The following is a 15,618-nucleotide window of genomic DNA, read 5'->3' as shown; positions in this document are numbered from 1 at the left end:
GGGTTCGGGGTTCGGAGACGCAGTGGCCGCGGTTAACCTCTGCTCCGGAGGGAGCGGCGCCCTCTGCCGCCCCTTCAGGGCTCATCGTGATTTTACGGTTACCCAGGGTAAACCCTGGGTCATGTTCTAACGCCCCTTCTGGGCTATTGACCTTTAACAAATGTAATCATCGAAACATTCCGAGGAAAAATGACCATAATTTTATCGATCAAGCCTCAATAATGCCGACTCAACGCCGTGCGGAGGATCCGGTAACGCGCCCCCTCCGGCGGCATTCTACCGAGCTAATTGCCTAAAGGGTATTACGGCCCGAAGGGCCAGGAGAACATAGCCCAGGGTTTTACCCTGGGAACCGGCCTCTCTCCCCGTGATTAAGCCCTGAAAGGGCGAAAGAAAGAAACGCAGACGTAGGCAGGCACGCCGCCAAGCCGCCCGCCTCCCCTTAGTCCCAGACGTACCGCTCATCGAAGTCGACGCCGTGCCGGCACAGGAAGGCGCGGTACTCCTCCTGGAACGAAAGCCGTCGATGGTGCTGGGCTTGATTTGCGACGTACTCAACGACGTCACCCAAGGCCGATTCCGAGACCGAAAAGGCGCCGTACCCATTCTGCCACTGAAAGCGGGTCCCGGCTTTCACCTTGAGCATCCGGCTGGAACCCATTTTCAGTTTAGCCACCAAGGAGGCCACGCTGACGGTGCGTGCCAAGCAACAAACCACGTGGACGTGATCGGCGACACCGCCGACCCGAATAGCCGGGCAGCCCAGGTCGCGCGCTGTGGCAGCCAGGTAGGCGTGAAGGTCGCAGCGCACGGCTTCGTCGGCCAGGGCGGGAGCACGACCCTTAGTCGAGAAGATCAGGTGAATGAGCACGCGGGAAAGAGATTGAGACACGAACCAATAACACAAAACATTTTAGTATTCGTCAAGTCCTTCTGGTCCGCATTCTGCCGCCCCTTCAGGGCTCGATCGTGGGGCGGGGGCGTTCCCAGGGTGGAACCCTGGGCTAAGTTCTGCCGGCCCGTTGGGCCTAAGACAAAATGTTACCTCGATGATCATCGAAATGGTATAAGTTCTGCCGGCCCGTTGGGCCGTATCCCCGTCTCCAGGCCATCCGCGCTGGAGACGCCAACTCGCCCCAAACGTTAAAGTCCTCGCCTGTTAGGCCGGAAGGCGGATCAGGGTGATTCCGAACGGAAGGTTAATTCCCCGAGCGCGGCTGTGAGGCAAATTGCCCGGCTCCTTACACTTCCTTTAATCTGTGTAAATCTGTGGACGATTTCTTCGCCGAACGACCTCCGGGTCATGCCTAACTGAGCAACACCCTGCCCGAACCCGGGGTAATCCTGCCGATAACTTTCCCTTTGGTCAGGGCGACTACCTCCTGTTGATGACGCTTGCTTACCACCAACACCATACCGATCCCCATGTTGAAAACCTGGAACATCTCCTCGGTGCTGATATCGCCTGCCCGCTGAACGAGCCGGAACAGGGCCGGAACCTTCCATGAACCCGTATCGATGAGCGCATCGCAGGTGGCGGGCAGGACCCGCGGCAGGTTATCGATCAAACCGCCGCCGGTAATGTGGGCGGCCCCCTTGATAACGCCGGACGGCACGGATTCGAGGATGGGTTGATAATTGCGGTGAATCCGGAGCAGCTCCTCGCCTAACGGTTTGGATAACCCGTCCACCTTCTGCTCCAGGCTCAGGCCCAGGCCGTGGAGCAAGACTCTGCGCGCAAGCGAGTAACCGTTGGTATGGAGGCCGCTCGACGGCAAACCCACCAGCACGTCGGAAGGCACGATCCGGCTGCCATCCAGAATTTTGGGCCGGTCCACGATCCCGACGATGCAACCGGCCAGATCGTACTCGCCTTCGTAATACATGTCGGGCATCTGGGCGGTCTCACCACCGATCAACGCGCACCGGCTGACGCGGCAGGCTTTGGTGAAGCCGGAAATGAGTTGGTTGAAAACCGCCGGCTCAAGGCGTTCGGCCCCGATGTAATCGAGGAAGAAAAGCGGACGCGCCCCGGTGACGGCGATATCGTTAATGCAATGGTTGACCAGGTCCTGGGCGACCGACTCATGCTTGCCGAGACTGATCGCGATTTTCAGCTTGGTGCCGACCCCGTCGATGCTCGACACCAAAACCGGTTCCTGCATGTTCCGGAAGTCGGCCCGGAACAGCCCGCCGAAACCGCCGATCTTGCCCAGCACTTCCGGGCCAAAGGTCGTGCGGACCTTTTCCTGAAGCCCCTTTTTTACCCGGTTTCCCAGCTCGATATCGACGCCGGATTCGGCGTAAGCCTTGCTCTTGGGGGCATTGCTCATTTAAGTTGGGCGAACAACCCGGGTTGGGCTTTCGCATCCGGCAACAAACGGGAACGCGTTCGGCGTCGTTCCATGATGAATTTATCCACGTTCGGGTCGAAAGGCACCGGGTATTCGTTGTTAAAGCAGGCTAAACAGAAATCCTGTTTCGGCAAACCCGTTGCTCGCACCATCGCATCCACCTCGAGATAACCGATTGAATCCACACCCAGGTACTCCTGGATCTGTTCCATCGAATATTGGTTTGCGAGCAGGTTTTTCGGGTCGGGAAAATCGATCCCGTAATAACAAGGGTACTTGTGCGGCGGACAGCTGATCCGCAGGTGCACTTCTTTTGCCCCGGCCTCCCGCAGATTAACCACCCGGGCCCGGGCGGTGGTGCCGCGCACGACGGAATCGTCCACGACGACCACCCGTTTGTCGCGTACCAATTCCTTGATCAGGTTGAGCTTCACCCGCACGTCGAAGTCGCGAATGAGCTGCGTCGGCTGCAGAAACGTGCGTCCGATATAATGGTTCCGCACAAAGGCGTGCTCGTAAGGGATGCCTAATTCCTGGCTGAAGCCGAGCGCGGCGTAATTGCCCGAGTCCGGCACCGGCACGACGATGTCGGCCTCAACGGGATGCAACCGGGCCAGTTCGCGCCCCATGTTGACGCGGGCCTTGCTGACGTTCCGGTTGCTGATGACGCTGTCCGGCCGCGCGAAATAGACGAATTCGAACATGCAGAAGGCCTTGCGTTCCTCCTTGAACGGCCATTCCGAGCGGATGCCGTCATCGTTGATGATCACCACCTCGCCGGGTTCAATCTCGCGAATGTACTCGGCGTGGATCAGGTCCAGCGCGCACGTTTCCGACGCGAGGATAAATGCGTCGTCGAGTTTGCCCAGCACCAGCGGCCGGAAACCGAACGGGTCACGGACGCCGATGATTTCCTCTTCACTCAGCAGGACGAGAGAAAACGCCCCGTGCACCTGCCGCAGGGCCGTCAGGACGTTGTCCCGCCCGGTCGGGCGGGCCAGCAAATGGAGGATGATTTCGCTGTCGACGGTAGTCTGGAAAATCGAGCCCCGGGCTTCGAGTTCATCCCGCAGGATGGCGGCGTTTACCAGGTTGCCGTTATGCGCGATGGCGAGCTGGCCCCGCCCGCAGTCAACGACGAGCGGTTGCGCGTTCTTCAACGTGCTTGAACCGGTCGTCGAATACCGGACGTGCCCGATGGCCCGGGTACCGGTCAAGCGCTGCAGGTCCTTTTCGCCGAAGACCTGTGACACCAGGCCCATGCCGCGATGGATGTTGAACAGGTGATGAGACCCTTCGGTGGTAACCATGCCGGCGCTTTCCTGGCCGCGATGCTGCAGTGCAAAAAGGCCGTAATAGGTCAGCGAGGCGGCGTTCGGATGGCCGTAAACGGCAAACACCCCGCATTCATGGCGTGGTTTCGAGGAAGAATTCACAAGCGACAGGATCGGCGAAAAAGGTTGAGATTCACAAAAGCACAAGTAAGGGCGACAGCACGCCGAAAGGATCTACATCCATGTCATGACCGTCTCTATCCGCTAAATCCTGACGACATCAGGCGCTCGATGCTAAAATACCACGAATCGAAAATCCCTTCCACGTCCCATCGATACTCGCGGTCGTTTACCGAGATGGAAAGCGCGTCACCGCCGACTTCGCCGAGCCGTTGGACCGGCGCCCCCGCTTCAGCCGCCAGTCCGATCGCTTCGTCGGCCCGGGCCGGAACCACGGAAACGACGATGCGCGACTGGCTCTCGTTGAAGAGTGCCTGGTCATCCCGCAGGCCGGGCGCCTGGAGCCGGAGCCGGGCACCGAGGCGAGCTTCCGTTGAGAAGCACGCCTCAGCCAGCGCGACGCCTAAACCGCCTTCGGAACAATCGTGAGCGCTTTGCAACCACCCTGCCCGGATCAGGCGGCGCACCGCAGCCTGAGACGCCTTCTCCTTTTGGTAATCCAACCGGGGCGGACGGCCCGCTTTACGGCCGTGGATCAGCTTCAGGTATTGTGACCCGCCTAATTCGGTTCCGGGATCGCCGATCAGCAGCACCACGTCACCTGCCTGGCGAAAATGTTGCCGCGTGATCCAGGCCCGATCGTCGATCAGACCGACCATGCCCACCGTCGGGGTCGGGTCGATCGCGCCGGCCGGGTTCTGGTTATACAGGCTGACGTTGCCGCCGGTCACGGGTAAACCGAATTCGCGGCATGCCTCGGCAAGACCGTCCACCGCTTCGCGCAGTTGCCAGAAGTTTTCCGGACGGTACGGGTTGCCGAAATTCAGGTTATCGGTGACGGCAAGCGGGGTGGCCCCGGAGCAGACAAGGTTGCGGGCCGCTTCCGCCACCGCGATCCGGGCGCCTTCCCGCGGATCAAGCCGGCAATACAGCCCGTTGCAGTCCGAAGTGGCGGCCAGGAATTTCCCGGCTTCGCGCACGTAGAACACCGCGGCATCCGACCCCGGCGGAACCACCGTACCGGCACGGACCGTGTGATCGTACTGGCGGTAAATCCAACGTTTTGATGCGATGGTGGGGTGCCCCAACACGCGGACCAGGGCTTTTTCCACGTCGGCGGCGGGCACGGTCTGCAGGTCGAGCTCGGGTTCGGGAACCGGTGGACGCTCCTCCCGCGCATAGACCGGGGCGTCGTCGGCCAGTTTGCTTGCAGGAATCTCCACGCAGACCTCACTTTTTGTTCGAACCCGCATCATGCCGTCGCCGGTGACCCGGCCGATCAAGGCATAAGGCAGATCCCACTTTTCAAAAATCCGCCTTACCGCTTCTTCGTGTCCCTGGTTAACGATGATCAGCATGCGTTCCTGCGACTCGCTCAACAGGGTCTCGTACGCCGTCATGCCCGGTTCACGTTTGGGCACCAGCGCCAGGTCGATCTCCACGCCGGTCCCGCCGCGGCTGGCCGTCTCACAAGTCGAACAGGTCAGGCCCGCCGCCCCCATGTCCTGGATGCCCGCCACGGCGCCGCTTGCAAGCAATTCCAGGCACGCTTCCAGCAGCAGCTTTTCCTTGAACGGGTCGCCGACCTGCACCGCCGGCCGGTCTTCCTTCGATTCTTCCGTCAGATCCCGCGACGCAAAGGCCGCCCCGGCCAAGCCGTCCCGGCCCGTTTCAGCCCCCACGTAATAGACCGGGTTGCCGATGCCCCGGGCCGCCCCGCGGGCGATCTGGTCGTGGCGCAGCACGCCCGCGCAAAAGACATTTACGAGCGGATTGCCCTCATACGCCTCGTCGAAATACACCTCGCCCCCGATGGTCGGCACGCCAATGCAGTTGCCGTAATGCGAGATGCCGCTCACCACCCCACGCAAAAGGCGGCGGTTGCGCCGCGCCTGCGGGGTGTCCCCCTCAATCTCTCCGAACCGGAGCGAGTCAAGCAGGAACACCGGACGCGCCCCCATCGTGAAAATGTCGCGGATGATGCCACCCACCCCGGTGGCAGCCCCGTTGAAAGGCTCGACCGCACTCGGGTGATTGTGGCTCTCCATCTTGAAGGCGACCGCCCAGCCGTCGCCGATGTCGATGACCCCGGCATTTTCTTCCCCGGCCTTCACGAGGACGCGCGGACCGGTCGTGGGAAATTTTTTAAGCTGCAGGCGCGTATTTTTGTATGAGCAATGCTCGCTCCACATCACCGAGAACACGCCGAGCTCGGTGTAGTTAGGTTCACGGCCGAGGATCTGCTTGATGCGCTCGTATTCGTCTTCGGTCAGGCCGTGCTTGCGCACCAGTTCGGGAGTGATGGTCGTGGCGGACATCCAATCAGCGGACGGCAAAGGTTTCAATCAAAGACCCAAACAGCAAGCGCCCATCGGTGCTGCCGAGGAGTTCATCCCAGGCGCGGTCCGGGTGCGGCATCATGCCGACCACGTTGCGTTCGGGGTTACAAACCCCGGCCACGTTGTCGACGCTGCCGTTCGGGTTGGCTTCGGCGACCGGGCGCCCGGCGGCATCCACGTACCGAAACACAATCCGGTCTTCGGCCCGCAGCCTTTCCAGGACCGGTTCGTCCGCAAAAAAGGCTCCTTCGCCGTGCGCCACCGGCATCCGCAGAATCCGGCCGGGCCGGGTAAGGCGGGTAAACGGGGTATCGGAAGTTTCCACCCGCAGGCGGACGGGCTGGCAGATAAAGGCAAGGTCGCGATTGCGGACCAGGGCCCCGGGAAGCAAACCCGCTTCGCACAGAATCTGGAAACCGTTGCAGATGCCGAGTACCGGCATGCCTTCCCGGGCAGCCGCAATCACGGCCTTCATGATCGGCGAGAACCGGGCAATCGCCCCGCAGCGCAGGTAATCGCCGTAGGAAAATCCGCCGGGAAGCACCACCGCGTCGTAACCGGCCAGGCTCTCTTCCTTATGCCAGACGTAACCGGCGGATGCCCCGAGGCCCGCCCGGAGGGCCGCAAGGCAGTCCTGGTCACAGTTGGAGCCGGGAAACTGGATGACGGCGATCTTCATATCATATTTGCCGGCCCGCAGACCGTTCGATCACGTAATCCTCGATGACGGGGTTGGACAACAGGTCGCGGCAGACTTCATCCAGACCGGCCGCGTCGGGCTCGGTCTCGAATTCCAGTTCAAGAAACTTGCCGACCCGCACGCCTTGCAGACCCGAGACCCCGGCTTCACGCACCGCGTTGCGCACCGCAACGCCCTGCGGATCCAGGACGCTGCGTTTTGGCATGACGATGACGTGAACCTTGATGTTCCCGGGGTGGGCCCCGGGATTCGAGTTATTCTTGGTACTCATAGGGATGGGGAGCGGGTGGAGTTCGGAGTTCGGAGTCCGGAGTTCGGGGTTCGGAGTCGCCCTGGTCGCTTTGGGCCGGTTGACCGCCTTTGCCCCGAAGGGGCAGCCGACTTTAGCCAGGGACTGAAACGCTTGAGGCGAATCAAACCCACCGATGGCCTGAAGACCGTCTTTTGCCCCGAAAGGGCAGTAGAACTTAGCCCAGGGTTTACCCTGGGAAACCGTAAAAGGACGATGAGCCCTGAAAGGGCGGCAGAAGGTCTCTGCGCGGACCGAAACTCGTCCGGCGAGGGCGTCTCCGAACTCCGAACGCCAAACCCCGAACCCCGAACCCCGAACTCCACCCGGCACCCGCCAATCTGCGGGGACTCTATTCACGCGCATGACGAACAAAGCGAGGTTTTATTAACCGGTTAGTTAAGTTGACCATTTTGGCCCGGGTGATTTCACCTCCGGAAAACTCACGCCCCAGCCACGGGCGCCAGTCCCAGATGGCGAAACAAACCCGGTTTAAGATCGTTCAACGCCTCCGGGTTGTTCTCAATTTTTGCCTGCACCAACACCCCCGTCCGGTAACAAAAGATTTCGCGCCCGAGTTCGTCCGGCTCGACGCCTGGCGGCAAAACCCCTTGGGCAATCGCATCCCGCAGCGTGGCGACGAGGTAACGTATGATCCGGTCGCAAATCTCCCGCGTCTTCGCCCGGACGGCGTCATCCTGGGTGCTTAATTCGCATCCGAGCGAACAAAAGGGGCACCCCAGGATCTTGCCCAGCGCCCGGTAGCGCTCGAGCTGGTCGCGAACGACGAGGTCGCAGTACTGGTCGAGACGGACGAGGGGATCGTTCTGGGACGAGAAGGCGGCGTCCATAGCCGGCCGCATCCCGTTCCAATGGGTCTCGAAGGCCGCCACGGCCAGTTCGGACTTGGTTCTGAACGCGTAATAAAAGCTTCCCTTGTTGACGGCGGCCTGGGAACAGATGTCATCGACGCTGATGGAGCCATAACTGCGCTGCCAGAGCAGGTCGAGGGCAGTATGCAGCAAACGTTGCTTGGCGCCGCTGACGGGTCTCACCGGGCCAGTATAGTTAACTGGTTGTATAAATCAAGCCGAAACAAATCCCACCCCAACCCAGGCTGGACAGCCCAGGTCCAATTGCTAAAGTGCCCCCCGTATGTCCGATCTGTGCAACCGGCTCTTGTCGAGTGTACTGCCGTGCTTGCTGGCAGCGTCCGCGCTGGCTCAAACCGAGCAACCCTCCTCCCCTGTCCCGGCGTTAGCCCCGGAAGAAGTCCAACATGCCCTCTACACGGACGTGATGACGGTTCCGACGCCGGGTGAAGTGTTTGCCGCGATCGATAAAGGCGGCAAACCAAACTGGAGTTCCCAGTACCGTCCCCCCACGTCATTCAACTCCACGAGCCGCGCCCAGGTGGCCTTGAACCTCGGAACACTCATCGCAGACGGGTTCATCGCCGTGGCGGCAAAAGACGGGCAGCAGGTTAAAAATATCGGCCGCGACGTGCTCACGCTGGCCAAGAAGCTCAGTGTGTCGGACAGCGTGCTGGCCCGCAGCAAGAGCATCACGCAGTTTGCCGAGAACGGCGCGTGGCCTCAACTGGATGAGGAGTTGGCGGCGACTCAGAACGAGGTGAAACAAGCGTTGGAACAAAATCGCGACGCTGATCTGATCACCCTGGTCAGTGTCGGCGGCTGGATTCGCGGCACGGAGGTGGTGACCGGGTTGCTCCTGCAGAATTATAACGCAGACGACGCCAAGCTGCTGCGGCAACCGGCGCTGGTGGCCTATCTCAGGTCGAAACTGGACCAGGTTAATCCCAAGCTGCGGGACGACAAAGCCGTCGGCAAAGTCAGCCAGCAGCTTGAGGCGGTCGAAAAGATGGTGAGTTTTCCGGCCGATCACGTGCCGAGCGCGGAAGAAGTGCGCAGCTTGAACGGCTTGGTGGCCAACATCGCTAAACAGATCTCGAACATCCAATGAAACGCATGCCCCTGCTCCTCGTCTGCGCTTGCGCAGTAAATTTGTTCGCCGGGCTGGCAACGGGCCGCGCCGAGACCGTGACCGACGACCAGGTGGCGGCGCGCAGCGAGGTTCTGGACCTCGCGGGCGCTTTCGAAAATGATGGATTCAAGATCCGGGATGGTCACCTTTTCGGCAAGGTCGCCCGAGACCACGCGGAGGTGATTTCAGTTAATCTTTACAGCGGAAACGCCTATTGGTTTTCAGTGGCGTCGACGAAAAAGGTGGATAAGCTCAAGGTTGCCGTTTTTGATGACCAGGGTAAACCGGTAAAGTTCGAGCCGTATGCAGAAGGTAATCGCGCCGCGGCGGGGTTCAGCCCGGAAGCAAGTGGCTTGTACTATGTGAAAATTTCCCAGGAAGATTCTCAGCCGGCCACCTTTTGCTTGATCTACTGTTATAAATAACGTCTTTTGGCGGGCCTCATGACTACGGATGTCCCCACTGTTAAAGAGAAGACTGCGGGTCCGACGGTGAAGCAGTTCTCAGTTTTCCTCCTTAACAAGGTAGGGGCGCTCCTTGAACTGGTAAAACTGTTGAATGACCATGACGTGCACGTCCTGGCTCTGAACTCGCAGGACTCCACGGATTCGGCTTTGGTGCGTCTCATTGTCAGCGACCCAGACATGGTCGAGAGCCTGTTCGAGCTGCACGAGATCGCTTACAGCATTTCCGAAATCCTGGTCGTGGAAATGCGCGAAACGGCCGTCGACCTGAAACGGATGCTCCAGGCGTTGCTCATGGCGGAGGTTAACATCCAGGTTTGTTATCCCATCCTGTATCGGCCGCATGGACGGTCTGCCCTGGCGCTGCATGTGGACGACCTCGATTGCAGCTGGACGGTCCTCGCAGGCGAAGGCTTTCAGGTCCTGCATCAAATTGACCTTTCACGGTAGCGGTTATCGGTTTGCATAAGGTTGAGAAAAGCGTGGTTCACCCATGGCCGGCCCCGGTCAACCCCGCCCCCCTGCGTAGAATCTTCCCATCCCTTAAAGCGTTTGCCGCGATTGGCACGCTGCCGTTTCTGGCCGGCTTTGCCGCTTGCGAGCGGCACGGCGGCGGGGAGGCTGGGGCCGACGCCGTGGTTCATCCCGCCCCCTCATCACCCCTGACGTCTGCGACCCCGGCGGCGACGGTCCTCGCCGATAAGGCCACGCCCGCGGTGACCGTGACCGCTGCTGCGGATGCGATCGCCACGGCCACGCCCAACCCGTCGGCCGCGGCCAGCGCGGCGCCCACGCCCGAGCCCTCAGCCTCAGTCTCGGTCTCCGCTCCAGCCTCCTCTCCGGAGCCTCCGGAACCATCGGCTACGGACAATGCCAATGCCGCCGGACCAAGCCCTGCGCCGAGCAGCCCTACGCCGGTCCCGGCACCCCATTTTGCCTCCGCCGCGGCAAACGAATATGTCCAGGTCTATGACGCTTACGTCCGCAATTTCGAGACGGCGTATATCCGGATGATGAAGGATGCCGACCTTTCGGATTACGGCCGGCTCATCGCACAGGCGCAGGAATTACAGGTTAAAGGCGAACAGATCGAGGAGGAACTGGATCCGGGCGAGCGCGAAGCGTTCGGTAAATACCTCGACGCCAAAGCCGAGGAGATCAGGCGGATCACCTCGGAAGCGCTGTGAGTAACGGGTAACGGGTAACGGGTAACGGGTTGCGGGCGCAAATCCCGCGCTGCGTACCTGATCACAACGTCACACGGCGGGAAAACAGAACTCTCCGCAGAACACGCAGTCCAGAGGTCCACAAGTTGCGCAGACGGAGAGGACCGCGTTGCATTCCACGCTTGACACCTGGCACTCAGCCCAATCGTTACCCGTTACCCGTTACCCGTTAGGCCACCTCGCGGCCGGTTGAGACCAGTTCCGTCATCCGTTTCCGCACGAAATTCAGCCGGGAAGCGCGCTGCTCAATAGGCAGGGTGGTGAACCCGGTGTGGTGGTTGCGATAAAGGGTGATGGCGACGTTGCGATTGACCCGGATGCATTCCTTGATCGCTTCGGGGTCCTTTTCGCAGAACAGGACCGTTTTCCAGGAGAAGATGTGTTTCGGTTTGTGGAAATCGCTGTTGGCGACGAACGGCAACCGTCGCAACCCGACGGGGTTGAAAAGGTCATCGCGGCTGGCCACTTCCCACGCGTCGAGCAACGGCGCATACTGCTCAAGGTTTTCCCACAGGTAGAGGGTGTTCTTACCCCAGGTGGTCTTGAACTCGTGCGGATGCGACGCAATGGCGAGCGCGCCCTGAGCGTGAATCTCGGCGATCGTCTGGACGATGCTTAAGCCGGGATCGATCGGCCGCTTGAGATCGATGCCGAGCAGGTGCGCAGAACTTTTCCGGGTCAGGCCCTCCTTATTGAACTCCAGGCCGGTCATCAGGAGCAGGTTGTATTTCTCCCAGGCCCGGCGTTTCTCCTTCTCGATCGTCTCAAAATAATGCGTGACCTGGTCCAGGGTCATCGCCACCCCGGTAAGGCCCGTCATGCGCCCGATAAGCTTGGCGTAATCACAGATGTGATCGGTAATGCAGAGCGCATCAAAGCCGCGCTGCCCGTAAAAATCGACCAACTCAGCGACGGTCAGCTTGCCATCCGAGAACGTCGTGTGCGTGTGGAGGTCACAAAGCAGGATGGACTGCTTGGCCGGCACGGATTTCGCCTCAAAGGATAACCGGCGCGGCGACATGGCATCCTCCGGCACAGCCAGGGAGAGAATAAAACGGGCAATCTGCAGCGACGCATCCGGGTGGCTGAGCCGGCCCAGATTGGCTACCCACCGGCGCAGAACCTCTCCATCGTTCGCAAAGGCGGTTTCCAGGGCTTCGACGATGGCGTTCGGCCTGGGCGCTAACATCCCGCACTCATTTTCAACGATAAGGCGCGCATTGCCTTCTTCCTGGCCGGGAACCACCTGGCTGATGATCACCGGGGTGCGAGCGGCGATGGCTTCCTGGATCGTCGCTCCGCCGGCCTTGGTGATGATGACGTGGTGGCTGGTCAGCAGTTCGGGCATTTTTGTGGTCCACCCCAGGATCTGCACCGAGTGGGCCGAGTGCATCATCAGCGCCTCGATTTCACGGCGTAAAGCTGCATCCCGCCCGACCGTTACGGTCAGCACGATGTCGTCCCGTTGGCTCAGCCGTTCCACCAGTTGCGGCGCCTCTTTCTTGCCGGAATTGATCATGTACAGGACCTTCCGCGGCCCGACGTCTTCAGCCGTGTATCGGCGATCGCGCATCTCGGCAAAACGGTGGGGCACGGGAAACCCGAGGATTTTGATGCGCTCCTCGGGACAACCCGCGGCGCGCAGGACGGCGGCGGTATCCTCGTTGGCGACAAGAAAGTAATCGCTGGAACAGCGGTACCAGACGGAGTTCACCGTGATGGAATCGGTGATGATGGTGATCTGGGAAAAGGTCTTGGGGTGCCCCTCTTCGTAGAGGTCATCGAGCACGTAATTGTAGATCGGGTAAGTCGAAATGATGACGTCAGGCTCATGCTGCCCCAAAAGGTCCAGCATGGCTTTACGCATGCGCGACAGCACCATCATGTTGGATTCAACGACCTGCGTGCCGTCGATCACGTTGTAGATCTTACCCCAAAACCGCGGCGTCCGATTGATGGCGGTGATGTAAGCTTTGCGGACAAAATGGTAAGGCTTGCCGTAGCAACTCTCGAACAGGTCAAAGACTTCGACCTGCGCTTCGGCGGGCGCAAGGTGGTGAAGCGCATCACGAATACTTCTCGCAGCCGTATTATGACCCTCGCCGAAGCCGGCGGTGAAAATCAGGATTTTCTTCATTTGCCACGAAAAAATGCCGTTTACGCTTCCCCTCGGGGTGACGCTGAGGTATGCGAACGAGGGCGACGGTAACTGATACCTGCATTGCCCGCCAGAGAATTTGAGAATGCCGATGGCTGTTGCTTTTCGACACCGGTGCGCCTGGAGTTTTCCCTCAAACTTCAACGCGGCGGCACGTTCATAGGGGTACGAACGATTGGGTTGCGGACGACAAAGTGCAGGTAATCCGGGCGCCGTGAGGCTGCTTTTGGTTTGTCTGGGCCTGTTTTTCGGTGCGGATGCGATTCGTTCACCGGGCCAATCGACCGATGAGGATGACCAGCGGCTTCGAGACCTGTTTTTGAAAAACCGGCAGCAGATCGAAGTGGTCCCCAGCCCGTCGCCGAGCGCCAAGGCGACGCCGGCGCCGGCGCCCCGGCCAATCCGTAAACCGTTCCGCAGTTCGCCAGATAGCGAGGCAACCAGATCACCAGTCCCGGGCGGCGGCAGGGCGGGGCTGCCGCGTGGCGTGCCGAAGCCGGAAACGACCGCGGGACCCGACGGCACGGCCGGCCCGTCGCCCTCGCCCGGCCAGACCGGGAACGGTCCGGCCTCCGCACCCGACCTGGAGGAGGAAGAGGAAATGACGGAGGAACCGGCGCCCACGGCGCCCACGGTGACCCCGTCGCCTACCACGCCCACGCCCACACCCACCCCGGTGCCGACCCCCACGCCGAAGAGAAGGCGGCGCTGGCTTTTCTTCGGTCCCTGGGAGGATGTCCACGAGCCGAAGCCCATCCCGGAAATGAAAAACGGGCAGGCGCCGATCATCATCGAAAAATCGGGCGGACAGGCACGGCAGGAGCTTGCCCCGGTACCCGGATACGATTATTACCGCTGGCGTTACCTCACCGCCGCAATCCGGCGGGCGATCGACGACGCCAGGGTCGCCCGCGGCCGTTGGAAGTACATCGTGGTGCATAACAGCGGCACCCGGCAGGGCAGCGCCCGCATCTTCGACTATTACCACCGGCACGTGCGCCGGATGCCAAACGGGCTGGCCTACCACTTTGTGATCGGTAACGGGAGTTCCTCCGGCAACGGCCAGATTGAGATCGGCAACCGCTGGACCCGCCAACTGCCGGGCGGACACGTCCACAGCGATTACCTGAATTACATCGGGATCGGCATCTGCCTGGTGGGCGATTTTAATCGTGATCTGCCCACGCAGGCGCAGTACGAAGCTTTGGACGAACTCATCCGGTACCTTCGCCAACGCGTCGGTAAGGTCGATGGACAATACACCATCGTCCTCGGCCATCGCGAAATTAACCCGCGTCCGACCGACTGCCCGGGAAGCCGTTTCCCGCTCAACTGGTTGCACCACACGTTTCCGAATAATTAGGCGGCAGACGGCAGGTTGAGATTGCATCCGGATTGGAGGCACCGGACGTTTAGCCTCGTCGATGCGCATCGCTCTCACCGGCGCGTCCGGATTTGTCGGACGCGAAATCATCAAGCTGGCTCCTCAGCAGGGCCATGAAATCGTCGCCTGCTCACGGCGACCCGAAAACCCGGTGCCGGGCGCGCATCGAACCGTTAAATTCGGCGCGGACCTGACGCTCGACGGGGTCGAGGCCGTGATTCACCTGGCCGGCGAATCGATCATGGGACGGTGGACTGCCGGGAAAAAGAAACGCATCCTGGACTCGCGCGTTCAGGGCACGCGCCAAGTGGTCGAAGCCATCGCCCGGAGCACGCCCAAGCCGAGGAAACTTGTCAGCGCCTCCGGGGTGGGCATCTACGGCGACCGCGGAGATGAGGAGCTCACGGAGGCGTCCCCGGCCGGCTCGGCCGGTTTCCTGACGCACGTCGCGCTGGCCTGGGAGCGGGAGGCGGAGGGCGCTCGTTCGCTCGGTGTGCCGGTCTGCACGGTGCGAGTGGCGATGGTGCTCGGACGGGATGGCGGCGCGTTGCCGTTGATGGCGCCGGTATTCCGGCTTGGTCTCGGCGGAAAACTGGGCACCGGCCGGCAATGGATGTCCTGGATCCACGTGCACGATGTCGCGGCGCTTTTTCTGCACGCAGCGACCCACGACCGCTTGTCGGGCCCGGTCAACGGCGCCGCCCCGGATCCGGTACGGAACGCGGATTTTACCCGGACGTTCGGAGCGATCGTGCACCGGCCGGCGTTCCTCGGGGTCCCGGCGTTTGTGTTACGCACGATACTGCAGGAAACCTGCTGCCTCGTCCTGGACAGCCAGCGGGTTTTGCCGGTAAAAGCGCCGGCCAGCGGTTTCCGGTTCCGGTACCCTGACCTGCCATCGGCCCTGAGCGCGGCGCTCGGGAAGTAGCGGGTAACGGGTAACTCGTAACGGGTAACTCGTAACGGGTAATGGGTGCCAGGGCGGACCACCACGAGAAGAGAAAATCATCCGCAGAACACGCAGAAGAACGCAGAAAAGAAATAAAACATCCACAGATTACGCAGATTCGTGACCCGAGGTGGTGCTGAGCTTGACACCGGCAGTCGGCTCCCATGATGCTGCGCCGAACGCCGAACGCCGAACGCCGAACGCCGAACGCCGAACGCCGAACGCCGAACGCCGAACGCCGAACGCCGAACGCCGAACGCCGCACGCCGCACGCCGCACGCCGCACGCCGCTCGACA

At 61.1% G+C, this 15,618-nt stretch carries 14 protein-coding genes; 6 read left to right on the top strand and 8 right to left on the bottom strand.

All coding sequences use genetic code 11. The annotated features are described in order from the left end of the window. Positions 1 to 442: 442 nt before the first annotated feature. The 7 genes from JO015_17740 to JO015_17710 form a co-directional block, all read right to left on the bottom strand. On the bottom strand, positions 443 to 892 hold the full coding sequence (locus JO015_17740; protein MBW0000941.1) for a transposase: 450 nt from the start codon (positions 890 to 892) through the stop codon (positions 443 to 445). 415 nt (positions 893 to 1,307) lie between these two features. After that, positions 1,308 to 2,333, bottom strand: coding sequence for a phosphoribosylformylglycinamidine cyclo-ligase (locus tag JO015_17735; GenBank protein ID MBW0000940.1), 1,026 nt, complete (start codon positions 2,331 to 2,333; stop codon positions 1,308 to 1,310). Then, entirely contained in the window at positions 2,330 to 3,799 is a 1,470-nt protein-coding gene (locus JO015_17730; protein ID MBW0000939.1) for an amidophosphoribosyltransferase, read from the bottom strand. Before JO015_17730 ends, JO015_17735 begins: the two co-directional genes overlap by 4 nt. Positions 3,800 to 3,885: 86 nt before the next feature. After that, positions 3,886 to 6,126 (bottom strand): phosphoribosylformylglycinamidine synthase subunit PurL, encoded by a 2,241-nt coding sequence (gene purL, locus JO015_17725; protein MBW0000938.1) that lies wholly within the window; start codon positions 6,124 to 6,126, stop codon positions 3,886 to 3,888. A 4-nt stretch (positions 6,127 to 6,130) separates the two neighbouring features. Continuing rightward, a complete protein-coding gene (gene purQ, locus JO015_17720) occupies positions 6,131 to 6,826 on the bottom strand; it encodes a phosphoribosylformylglycinamidine synthase subunit PurQ (protein MBW0000937.1) in 696 nt (231 codons plus the stop codon). A 1-nt stretch (position 6,827) separates the two neighbouring features. Further along, positions 6,828 to 7,073 carry a phosphoribosylformylglycinamidine synthase subunit PurS gene (purS, locus tag JO015_17715; GenBank protein MBW0000936.1) on the bottom strand — a complete coding sequence of 82 codons (246 nt, stop codon included), beginning with the start codon at positions 7,071 to 7,073 and terminating at the stop codon, positions 6,828 to 6,830. 506 nt (positions 7,074 to 7,579) lie between these two features. After that, a complete protein-coding gene (locus JO015_17710; protein MBW0000935.1) occupies positions 7,580 to 8,191 on the bottom strand; it encodes a TetR/AcrR family transcriptional regulator in 612 nt (203 codons plus the stop codon). A gap of 100 nt (positions 8,192 to 8,291) precedes the next feature. Between JO015_17710 and JO015_17705 the strand changes: the two genes are divergently transcribed. From JO015_17705 to JO015_17690, 4 genes are all read left to right on the top strand, one after another. Further along, on the top strand, positions 8,292 to 9,119 hold the full coding sequence (locus JO015_17705; GenBank protein MBW0000934.1) for a hypothetical protein: 828 nt from the start codon (positions 8,292 to 8,294) through the stop codon (positions 9,117 to 9,119). Next, positions 9,116 to 9,565, top strand: coding sequence for a hypothetical protein (locus tag JO015_17700; protein ID MBW0000933.1), 450 nt, complete (start codon positions 9,116 to 9,118; stop codon positions 9,563 to 9,565). Before JO015_17705 ends, JO015_17700 begins: the two co-directional genes overlap by 4 nt. Positions 9,566 to 9,631: 66 nt before the next feature. Next, the gene (locus JO015_17695) at positions 9,632 to 10,054 is read left to right on the top strand and encodes an acetolactate synthase (protein ID MBW0000932.1); all 423 of its coding nucleotides are present in this window, start codon (positions 9,632 to 9,634) and stop codon (positions 10,052 to 10,054) included. An 11-nt stretch (positions 10,055 to 10,065) separates the two neighbouring features. Further along, on the top strand, positions 10,066 to 10,791 hold the full coding sequence (locus JO015_17690) for a hypothetical protein (protein ID MBW0000931.1): 726 nt from the start codon (positions 10,066 to 10,068) through the stop codon (positions 10,789 to 10,791). A gap of 208 nt (positions 10,792 to 10,999) precedes the next feature. On the opposite strand, the gene JO015_17685 is transcribed toward JO015_17690, so the two are convergent. After that, on the bottom strand, positions 11,000 to 12,967 hold the full coding sequence (locus JO015_17685; GenBank protein ID MBW0000930.1) for a glycosyltransferase: 1,968 nt from the start codon (positions 12,965 to 12,967) through the stop codon (positions 11,000 to 11,002). Positions 12,968 to 13,202: 235 nt separating this feature from the next. Here JO015_17685 and JO015_17680 point away from each other — a divergent pair, with 235 nt between their 5' ends. Both JO015_17680 and JO015_17675 read left to right on the top strand, forming a co-directional pair. After that, positions 13,203 to 14,351, top strand: coding sequence for an N-acetylmuramoyl-L-alanine amidase (locus JO015_17680; GenBank protein ID MBW0000929.1), 1,149 nt, complete (start codon positions 13,203 to 13,205; stop codon positions 14,349 to 14,351). 61 nt (positions 14,352 to 14,412) lie between these two features. Beyond that, positions 14,413 to 15,300, top strand: coding sequence for a TIGR01777 family oxidoreductase (locus tag JO015_17675; GenBank protein MBW0000928.1), 888 nt, complete (start codon positions 14,413 to 14,415; stop codon positions 15,298 to 15,300). The last annotated feature ends 318 nt before the right edge of the window (positions 15,301 to 15,618 follow it).

It is taken from the genome of Verrucomicrobiota bacterium, assembly GCA_019247695.1.
Taxonomy (GTDB): domain Bacteria; phylum Verrucomicrobiota; class Verrucomicrobiia; order Chthoniobacterales; family JAFAMB01; genus JAFBAP01.
Note: the sequence above shows the minus strand (reverse complement) of the source record. Positions and strands in the feature narration are given on the sequence as shown.